6 protein-coding genes are annotated in these 9,475 nt (G+C 65.7%); 1 reads left to right on the forward strand and 5 read right to left on the reverse strand.

Annotated elements, in window-relative coordinates:
* Positions 1-2: 2 nt before the first annotated feature.
* From AC5L30_RS24795 to glgX, 5 genes are all read right to left on the reverse strand, one after another.
* Positions 3-689, reverse strand: coding sequence for a hypothetical protein (locus AC5L30_RS24795; RefSeq protein ID WP_494870022.1), 687 nt, complete (start codon positions 687-689; stop codon positions 3-5).
* On the reverse strand, positions 671-2,290 hold the full coding sequence (locus tag AC5L30_RS24800) for an RNA-directed DNA polymerase (RefSeq protein ID WP_494870023.1): 1,620 nt from the start codon (positions 2,288-2,290) through the stop codon (positions 671-673). The genes AC5L30_RS24795 and AC5L30_RS24800 overlap by 19 nt, the downstream gene beginning before the upstream one ends.
* 475 nt (positions 2,291-2,765) lie before the next feature.
* On the reverse strand, positions 2,766-4,490 hold the full coding sequence (treZ, locus tag AC5L30_RS24805) for a malto-oligosyltrehalose trehalohydrolase (RefSeq protein ID WP_494870024.1): 1,725 nt from the start codon (positions 4,488-4,490) through the stop codon (positions 2,766-2,768).
* Entirely contained in the window at positions 4,487-6,793 is a 2,307-nt protein-coding gene (treY, locus tag AC5L30_RS24810; RefSeq protein ID WP_494870025.1) for a malto-oligosyltrehalose synthase, read from the reverse strand. Before treY ends, treZ begins: the two co-directional genes overlap by 4 nt.
* A 1-nt stretch (position 6,794) precedes the next feature.
* Positions 6,795-8,912 carry a glycogen debranching protein GlgX gene (glgX, locus tag AC5L30_RS24815; RefSeq protein ID WP_494870026.1) on the reverse strand — a complete coding sequence of 706 codons (2,118 nt, stop codon included), beginning with the start codon at positions 8,910-8,912 and terminating at the stop codon, positions 6,795-6,797.
* Between the two features lie 315 nt (positions 8,913-9,227).
* Between glgX and AC5L30_RS24820 the strand changes: the two genes are divergently transcribed.
* A partial coding sequence (locus AC5L30_RS24820; protein WP_494870027.1) for a glycogen/starch synthase occupies positions 9,228-9,475 on the forward strand: 248 nt, incomplete at its 3' end.

The raw sequence follows: 9,475 nt of genomic DNA on the forward strand, positions 1-9,475 counted from the left end.
GATCATGCGGACACTTGAAAACCCACCATACCGTCAATTAGATTATGCATAAGTTCGACGCCTGCGCGACCTGAGACCGCAAAAGAGATTTGGTCTAAACTGCCCGTGAAGAGCCTTGCTCGCCGCGGGTTGTACAGACTTACCTCATCCACCTCCAGCCCGGAGGCGTACCTCATGGCACAATAGATCAGAACCTGACGAAGGTCGGTCCCGCGGAAAGGACGCGTAACCGTCTTTACCTCTACAAGGTGATCAAGATCCGCCATGTCACCGATTGCTGAATTCACCACTCCGCAACCGGGAACGGCATAAAAGTAAACTGGCTCATCTAAGCTTTCGGCCAGCCTTTGAAGATTCTGTTGAATAAGTGCGACCTCCAGTCGCTCCGATTCCGTCAGCGGCGTCTCGCCAAATTGACCTCGCGGCAGGAGGGCTATCAAATCACCGGCGGCTTGTTCTGCTGCCTGGTCGTGTTCGAATAGTGGAGCCTTCACAGCGGCCCGACGAAAAGCCGTCTCCGCGATGACGGCGCTTCTACGGCCGTCGTGGCTAAGTCGTACCGGCCTACCGAAGGGCGACTCATTCTCATTGATCCAGCGGACCACTTGCTCCATCATCGGAGCATGTTGTCGCCAAATTGAGCCTTGAAGCGAAAATCGGCGAACAGAAATCATACTGGAATCGACCATCCGGCAACATTAGACCGGTCCGCCGCCCATTTTTGAACGACCTCGTCGAAGGAATCGGCCTCTGGACGATTCGCGCGCCGCCAGTGACTGCCTTCGTCACCTAGCGAATAACTAGCAACCCTGAATGCCCGCCGAACCCAAGCATGATCCGTACCGAAGGAGTGCTTCCGCTCGCTAAGCCAGTACCTTACGTTCCATTTCCCGAGCGCAAGCAAGATGTCTCTCTGAATATTGGGGGCAGACTTGTTCCCATACCCATGGAAGGAACTATATATCCGGATCAACATTCTTTCATTGTGACTATTCCGCGATGCCGCAAGAACCCTGACAATGTAAGCGAGGTTTAGGTCATTTTTTGCAACGTAGTGCTCTTCCTCCACAAGACGCCTCACCGTCGCCTGGATTTCCTCTACAGCCGCTCGATCGTCGATCCCGTCGAGGCACTGCCGCACTGAAAGCATGACCTGCGGGATGATCGGAGCGAGCGTCTCGACATTTTCGAGAAGTGAAATTACGGCTTGCAACCGGCTTTCTTCATCCATGTACTGCAAGGCTCCGACAAGCTTTCTCGTCAGACTGACATGGATTCGACCCTTTGTGATTTCGTCTCGCAGCAAGCTCAATACATCGAACTCGGATATCTGGGCCATCATTCGCTCGTAATCATCAACGGCCGTCGTAGAATATGGATCATAATGAAGCCGAAGGCCAAGGAACTTGCCAGCAGTGCCAGGCTCGCCCTGCTGTTGCGGTTCCGTGATTAGCTGATATTCTGCCGAAGTCATGATCCGTGTTTTGGCCTTTTGGAGCGAGAAGCCTTCGTTACGCATAAGCTTCTCGGAAAGCATGCCGATGCAGCGGTGGGCCGACTGTAGATCGTTAACGAAGAAACGATAGTCGTCAGCGTACCGACAGAACTGTCCTGCATGGCCTTCAGCCAGCAGTAGCCGATCAACCTGGTTGAGAACCAACTCCGAGAGCAGCCTCGCCGCATTCCCGCCAACCGGAAGTCCGTATGAGCTACCGCCACTGAGCTTGGTTAAAATGGCGATGATTTGCTTTGAACGCTCTTTGCTTGCATCGTCTATATCCCGTAAGGCATTCTCAAGCCGGTGGTGATAGATGCGCGAATAAAAGTCCGCGATGTCTACGCTGACAACATAGGCATGCCGAAGGGCCAACTCATTGCATCTGTCTTGGAACGCCCTCCACCCATCGAGCTTGAACATGCCTTTGGTCGGCTCAGGTTCGTACCGGTAGGAAAAAACTGTCTGCTCATCAGGATCGATCCGCGAGCTTTCAATCGCAGGAGCGAACGATTCCACGATTCCCAGGAGATAGGCATTCCAGAGCGGATCTATCTGCGTAGTCCACCTGTAGCCCGCGTATCCAACCGGAGCTAAAGAGGAATGGCTAGTTATAGGAATCCGCGAAAGGGACCGCTGGAAGTCTGCGGACATCTTCTCCAGAAGATTAACGACCGGCTGCTGACAGTCGTGGAAGACATGGTTCTCGAAGGGAAACGGAAAGACATCTGTATCACCTTTGGTGGCGACATTTCCGACAGCTCGTTCAAAATCTTTCCGCTCGATCAGGGGCATTCGGAACCTCAGGTCTCTGCTTCTGGCTAGACCGACTAAACTAACCGGAGCGGCGACGAACATCAAGTGAAGATTCGGACAAACGCCTTAGATTACTCGGCTGTCTTCTCGTAAAAGGTCGCCACGCTGGGAATGAAAGGCCCCATTTGGTCCCATATGCAATCTTTGCCATTGATAGCACGAACGCGAATGGTGGGTCCCCCGATTCTCACTCTCGGTGCCACCTCAGGAACCAGCCTCGTCTCTTGCTGTGATGCATCGACGCGGCAACCATGCCGCCGACCATGACAGCTTCAGGCCCCATTATCTGCGCAGAGCGCCGGCAGGAAGGATGCACGGCTGCAGCATCTGGTTCGATCCGCCGCAACTCAAAGGCAAGGGAAGGGGAGCCGCACGCCCGGTTAGCTGCTCGGCGGGCTAGCTAGACCAACGTTGTCCTCGACCAGTTCCCGTGTGCAAGCCAAGTTGTGGACCCTCACAGCGCCACGATCGCCGCAGTCTCTGCCGGCAACTGGATCCGGTCCCGCATCACCGTGACCCCCTCCCCCGTAGCCAGCAGCACCCGCCGCGCCACCCCCGGCAGCGAAACCCCCTGCCCCCGCCCAGCCAGGTTCGCCACGACAAGCGTGTCCCCCCGCCGCATCACCAAGAACTGGTCCCCATGCTGCACAGAGACAGCGTTCAACCGAGGATCCGAGAGGTCAGGAAGAGACCGACGCAGCGCGATCAACCGCTGGTAGAACGCCAACATCTCCCGGTGCTCGGGCTTGTCCAACTCGGCCCAGTCCAACCGCGACCGCACGAACGTCTGCGGGTCCTGCGGGTCAGGCACGTCCCCCTCCGGCCACCCGTGCGCGGCGAACTCCCGCCGCCGCCCGGTCCGCACCGCAGAGGCCAGCTCCGGCTCCGGGTGCGAGGTGAAGAACTGCCACGGCGTGGAAGCTGCCCACTCCTCCCCCATGAACAGCATGGGAGTGAACGGCGCCGTCAGCAGCAACACAGCCCCGACTCGCAACAGCGACGGAGACAGGGAGGCGGAGATCCGATCCCCAGTAGCCCGGTTCCCGATCTGGTCATGGTTCTGCAGGTAAGCCACCAGCCGATGCCCAGGCACCCGGGAATCCAGAGGCCGCCCATGATGACGGTTGCGGAAGCTCGACCAGGTGCCGGCGTGGAAGAACCCGCCGGTCAGCACGTCCGACAGCGTTTCGAGGGAGCCGAAGTCCCCGTAGTACCCCTGCCGCTCCCCCGTCAGCAACGTGTGCAGCGCGTGGTGGGCGTCGTCGTTCCACTGCGCGTGCAGCCCGAAGCCGCCCGCCTCCCGAGGGGTGATGAGCCGCGGGTCGTTGAGGTCGGATTCGGCGATCAGCGACAACGGCCGCCCCAGGTGCGTAGACAGCGACTCGACCTCGATGGCCAACTCTTCGAGCAGAGGAACGGCCCGGGTGTCCGGCAGCGCATGCACGGCGTCCAACCGCAGCCCGTCGACGTGGTAGTCGCGCAGCCACATGAGCACGCTGTCGATGATGTAGCGGCGTACCTCGTCGGAGTGCGGGCCGTCCAGGTTGATCGAGCGTCCCCAACTGTTGCTCTGCTCGGCGAGGTAGGGCCCGAACCGCGGCGCGTAGGCCCCGGAGGGCCCGAAATGGTTGTAGACAACGTCGAGGATCACCCCCAACCCCTTGGCATGGGCGGCGTCGACGAACCGTTTCAGGCCGTCGGGGCCGCCGTAGGGCTCGTGTGGGGCGTACCAGCAGACGCCGTCGTACCCCCAGTTGTGTTCGCCGTTGAAGGCGTTGACCGGGAGCAGCTCGATCAGGTCGACGCCCAGGGAGACGAGGTGGTCGAGGCGGTCGATGGCCGCGTCGAAGGTGCCTTCCGGGGTGAAGGTGCCGATGTGCAGCTCGTAGAGGATGCTGCCGGGCAGTTGCCGGCCGGTCCACGCGCTGTCGGACCACGCGAATTCGGCGTGGTCGTAGCGGCGGCTCGGCCCGTGCACTCCCGCAGGCTGCCACGGTGACCGGGGGTCGGGCAGTGGGGTTTCGTCGTCGTTCAGCAGAAAGGAGTAGTCGAGGCCGGCGTCGGGCACCTCGACCCGCCACCAGCCGTCGGTGGAGGCGCGCATCTCGTGGTCGGTGTCGTCGGCCAGGCGCAGCCGCACCCGCGTGGCGTCCGGTGCCCAGACGGAGAATTCGGTCATGAAACGGCCTCCTCGGCAGCGGTGAGAGGAGCCAGCAGAGCCACGGGATAGTCGGCCAGAAGGTCGTCCAGAGGGGTCTCCCCGCCACTGTAGACCCGGCCGGTAAACAGGTCCTTCATCTCGTGAACAGGAAGTGACAGAGCTGTGTCACACCACCCGCCGGCGCGGGCCAGGCCCAGCGGCAGCCGGGTCGCCACGGCGATCGCGCCGCCCCGGTCGAAGGCCACCACGTGCCGGCCCACCGGCCCGTGCGCGGGCACCGGCCGGTAGGTGGTGAACAGCTCCGGGTGCGCTCGCCGCAACCGCAGGGTCCGCGACACGACGAGCAGCTTCGCCGCTCCGTCGGTGTCGATCGGGGGACGCCAGCCACCGTCGATGCGTGCCAGCAACTCTCGGCGTACGTCGAAGTCGACCGGGCGGCGATTGTCCGGGTCGACGAGGGAGTTGTCCCACAGCTCGGTGCCCTGGTAGGTGTCCGGCACCCCGGGCATGGTGAGCTGGATGAGCTTCTGCCCGAGCGAGTTGCACCAGCCGGCCGGGGTGATCGCGGCGGCGAGTTCGGTCAGCTCGTCGTGCAGGCTCGGGTCGTCGTACATCTGGTCGACCACGGCGTGCAGGGCCTGCTCGAAGGTCGGGTCGGGGTCCGCCCAACTGGTCGACGCCCCGGCCTCCCGGGCGGCCTTCTCGACGTACGCGTGCAGCCGTTCCCGCTCGATCGGCCACGCGCCGACGGCGGTCTGCCAGAGCAGGTGGGCGAACGACGGGTCGGGCAGCGGCGCGTACTCCATCCAGGTCTTGACCTGCTCGGCCCAGCGGCCCGGCAGCTCGCTGAGCACGGCGAGCCGGGCGCGGACGTCCTCGCCGCGTTTCGTGTCGTGGGTGGAGAGGGTGGTCATGCTGGCGGGCCAGCGGACCTGGTGGGCGGCGACGAAGCGGTGGAACTCCGCCGGCGGCACCCCGAAGTGGGCGGGGCTGCCGCCGACCTCGTTGAGCGCCACGAACCGGGTCCAGCGGTAGAACGCGGTGTCCTCCACGCCCTTGGCCATCACCGCGCCGGTGAGCTGCGGGAACCTCATGCCCAGCTCGTCGGCGGGGTCGCGCAGTCGGCGGGTCACCGCGTCCAGGGCACCGGCCAGGTCGGGGCGGCGGCGGCCGGCCTCGGAGCGGGCGGCGGCGAGGTGCCGGGCGCCGTGCGGCGGGTAGCCCCGGTAGACGGCGAACGCGGCGGCCAGCTCGGCGAGCGCCGCGCGGGCCTGCTCGGTGGGCACCTCGGGGGCGAGGGCGGCCAGCCGGGTCAGCTCGGCGGCAAGCAACTGCGTGGCGGCGGCCAGTTTGGTGGCGTGGGTCAGGTCCTCCCAGGAGGTGTGCCGCCCGGTGAGACGGTTGTCCAGCGCGGTGAAGTCACCCTCGGCGTCGGTGTCGACGAAGAGCCCGCTGACCGCCGCCAGGGCGTCGTAGCCGGTGGTGCCGTCCACCGGCCAGTCCGGCAGCTCCTCGCCGTACTCCAGGATCTTCTCCACCACGAGCCAGGCGTCGGGCGCGGCGGCCCGCAACCGGGCCAGGTAGCCGGCCGGGTCGCGCAGGCCGTCCGGGTGGTCGACGCGGATGCCGTCGACCTCCCCGTCGGCGGCCCAGCGCAGGATCAGCTCGTGGGTGGCGGCGAAGACCGCCGGGTCCTCCACGCGCAGACCCGCCAGGCCCGCGATGGCGAAAAATCGGCGGTACGTCAGCTCGGCGTCACCGCGCCGCCAGGAGACCAGCTCGTAGTGCTGCCGGTCGTGCACCTCCCGGGCGCTGCCGTCGCCGGTGCCGTCGGCGACCGGGAAGCGGTGCTCGTGGTAGCGCAGCTCCCCGTCGACAACCTTGAGGTCGTCCAGGGCGGCCGGGTCGTCGGCCAGCACCGGCAGCAGCAGCCGGCCCCGGTCCCAGTCGATGTCGAACCAGTCGGCGTACGCCGAGTCGCGCCCCCGGCGCAACACGTCCCACCAGGGCGGGTTGGCGGCCGGAACGGCGACCCCGGCGTGGTTGGGCACGATGTCGACGACCAGGCCGAGCTGCTTGTCGCGTAGCGCGCGCACCAGCCGCTGCCGGGCGGCCTCGCCGCCCAGCTCCGGGCTGACGGCCCGGTGGTCGACCACGTCGTAGCCGTGCTGGGAGCCGGGGGTGGCGGTCAGCAGCGGGGCGCTGTAGAGGTGGCTGACGCCGAGGTCGTCCAGGTAGTCGACGATCGCGGCGGTGGCGTCCAGGTCGAAGCCGGGGCGGACCTGGACCCGGTAGGTGGCCTGTGGAGGGGTGGCCGGCATGTCAGATCGTCCTCTCCAGCACGACGAGGGACCGGTCCGGCACCCGGATGGTGCCGCCCGCGCTGATCACCGTGGCGTCGCCCGGCTCGGGTTCGGCCGTGCTGATCACCCGTTCCCACTTCTGGCCGTACTCGCTGCCGGGCATGGTGAAGTCCAGCGGCGCGTCGTGGGCGTTGAAGCAGAGCAGGAACGACGCGTCGTGGTGCTTCTGGCCGTACTGGCCGCGCTCGCGGATGCCCTCGCCGTTGACGAAGAGCGCCACCGACCGGCCGAAGTCGTTGCCCCAGTCCTCGCCGGTCATCTCCCGCCCGTCCGGGGTGTACCAGGCCAGGTCGGGCAGCGGCTCGTCGATGCCGCGCCCGTTCACCGGCAGCCCGGTGAAGAACCGGCGACGGCGGAACACCTGGTGGCGTTTGCGGAACGCGGTGAGCGTGCGGACGAAGTCCAGCAGCTGTTCGTCGGCGTTGTCCCAGTCGACCCAGGCCAGTTCGCTGTCCTGGCAGTAGACGTTGTTGTTGCCGTGCTGGGTGCGGCCCAGCTCGTCACCGTGGCCGATCATCGGCACGCCCTGCGACAGCATCAGGGTGGCCAGGAAGTTGCGCCGCTGCTTGGCCCGCAGGGCGAGGACCGCCTCGTCGTCGGTGTCGCCCTCGACCCCGCAGTTCCAGGACCGGTTGTGGCTCTCGCCGTCGCGGTTCTCCTCGCCGTTGGCCTCGTTGTGCTTGTCGTTGTAGGACACCAGGTCGTTGAGGGTGAACCCGTCGTGCACGGTGACGAAGTTGATGCTGTGGAACGGTCGGCGGCCGTCGTCCTGGTAGAGGTCGGCGGAGCCGGAGATCCGGGACGCGAACTCGGCGAGGGTGGCCGGCTCACCGCGCCAGAAGTCACGCACGGTGTCGCGGTACTTGCCGTTCCACTCTGTCCACAGTGGTGGGAAGTTGCCCACCTGGTAGCCGCCAGGGCCGACGTCCCACGGTTCGGCGATCAGCTTCACCCGGCTGACCACCGGGTCCTGCTGCACCACCTCGAAGAAGGTGGAGAGCCGGTCCACCTCGTAGAACTCCCGGGCCAGGGTGGCGGCCAGGTCGAACCGGAAGCCGTCGACGTGCATCTCGGTCACCCAGTAGCGCAACGAATCCATGATCAGTTGCAGTGAGTGCGGGCTGCGCACGTTGAGGCTGTTGCCGGTGCCGGTGTAGTCGACGAAGTAGCGGGGGTCCTCCTCGCTGAGCCGGTAGTAGCTCGGGGCGTCCACACCCTTGAAGCTCAGCGTCGGCCCGAGGTGGTTGCCCTCGGCGGTGTGGTTGTAGACCACGTCGAGGATGACCTCGATGCCGGCCGCGTGCAGCGCCTTCACCATGCCCCGGAACTCCTGCACCTGCTGGCCGAGCCGGCCCAGCGCGGAGTAGCCGTGGTGTGGGGCGAAGAAGCCGATGGTGTTGTAACCCCAGTAGTTGCGCAGCCCCAGGTCGGCGAGGCGGTTGTCGTGGATGAACTGGTGCACCGGCATCAGCTCGATCGCCGTCACCCCGAGCCGGGTCAGGTAGTCGATCATCGGCGGGGAGGCGATGCCCGCGTACGTGCCGCGCAGCTCCTCCGGGATGTCCGGGTGGCGCATGGTCAGCCCGCGCACGTGCGCCTCGTAGATCACCGAGTGGTGGTAAGGGGTGCGCGGCGGCCTGTCGTTGCCCCAGTCGAAGTACGGGTTGACCACCACCGACTTCGGCATGAACGGCGCCGAGTCGGTCTCGCTCATCCGCTCCGGCTCGTTCAGGTCGTAGTCGTAGACCGCCGGGTCCCACTCCACGTCACCGTCGATGGCCTTGGCGTACGGGTCGATCAGCAGCTTGTGCGGGTTGCAGCGCAGCCCGTTCGCCGGGTCGTACGGGCCGTGCACCCGGTAGCCGTAGCGCTGGCCCGGCTCGATGCCCGGCAGGTACGCGTGCCACACGTAGGCGTCCACCTCGCGCAGCTCGACGCGGCGCTCCGCGCCGGTGTCCCACTCGTCGAAGAGGCACAGCTCGATCCGCTCGGCCACCTCGGAGAAGATGGCGAAGTTGGTGCCCATCCCGTCGTAGGTGGCGCCCAGGGGGTACCGCTCGCCCGGCCAGACCTGCATGTCGCTCCTTAGACCATGGTTATGTGCGCACCGGCCGAGATCGCCCGCGCGCACGCAGGTAGTGCCCCCGGCCCGGACGCGCCAATCCATCCTTTCAGGCGATGGGCGAAAACCGCCCGTCTGATGCGCGCTACACCGATCGGGTGTCCTCCGTCACGATGGCCCTTTTCGAGATGCGTTCTTGGGTCCGATGCACTTTCCTTGACCGGGGACAAGCGTTCGCGCGTGCCCGCCAGGCCCTCGGCCACCCCTTACACCTCTCGCTCCGCCGCCACTGACGCCGGCGCGTATCACCATGCATGGACGGAGATTGATGTGACACTGCGGGTCGACGAGCAGCTCGCTGCCACCAAGGACCGGGCCCACCGGCCCACCCTGACCTCCCGGCCCCCCGCGCAGTCCGGTCCCACCGCGCAGCCCGGCACGCCCGTGCCGGCGCAGCCCGGCCCCGGGGTGCCCCCGCAGACCCGCCGCATCCTCATGCTGTCCTGGGAGTACCCGCCGGTGCTCGTCGGCGGTCTCGGACGACACGTGCACGCCCTCTCCGTCGCCCTCGCCGCCGC

The organism is Micromonospora sp. BQ32 (assembly GCF_059358895.1).

Excerpts from the sequence above, each read along its gene's own strand:
- AC5L30_RS24795 (WP_494870022.1), bottom strand. The coding sequence starts at position 689 with ATGGTCGATTCCAGTATGATTTCTGTTCGCCGATTTTCGCTTCAAGGC.
- AC5L30_RS24800 (WP_494870023.1), bottom strand. The coding sequence starts at position 2,290 with ATGCCCCTGATCGAGCGGAAAGATTTTGAACGAGCTGTCGGAAATGTC.
- treZ (WP_494870024.1), bottom strand. The coding sequence starts at position 4,490 with ATGACCGAATTCTCCGTCTGGGCACCGGACGCCACGCGGGTGCGGCTG.
- treY (WP_494870025.1), bottom strand. The coding sequence starts at position 6,793 with ATGCCGGCCACCCCTCCACAGGCCACCTACCGGGTCCAGGTCCGCCCC.
- glgX (WP_494870026.1), bottom strand. The coding sequence starts at position 8,912 with ATGCAGGTCTGGCCGGGCGAGCGGTACCCCCTGGGCGCCACCTACGAC.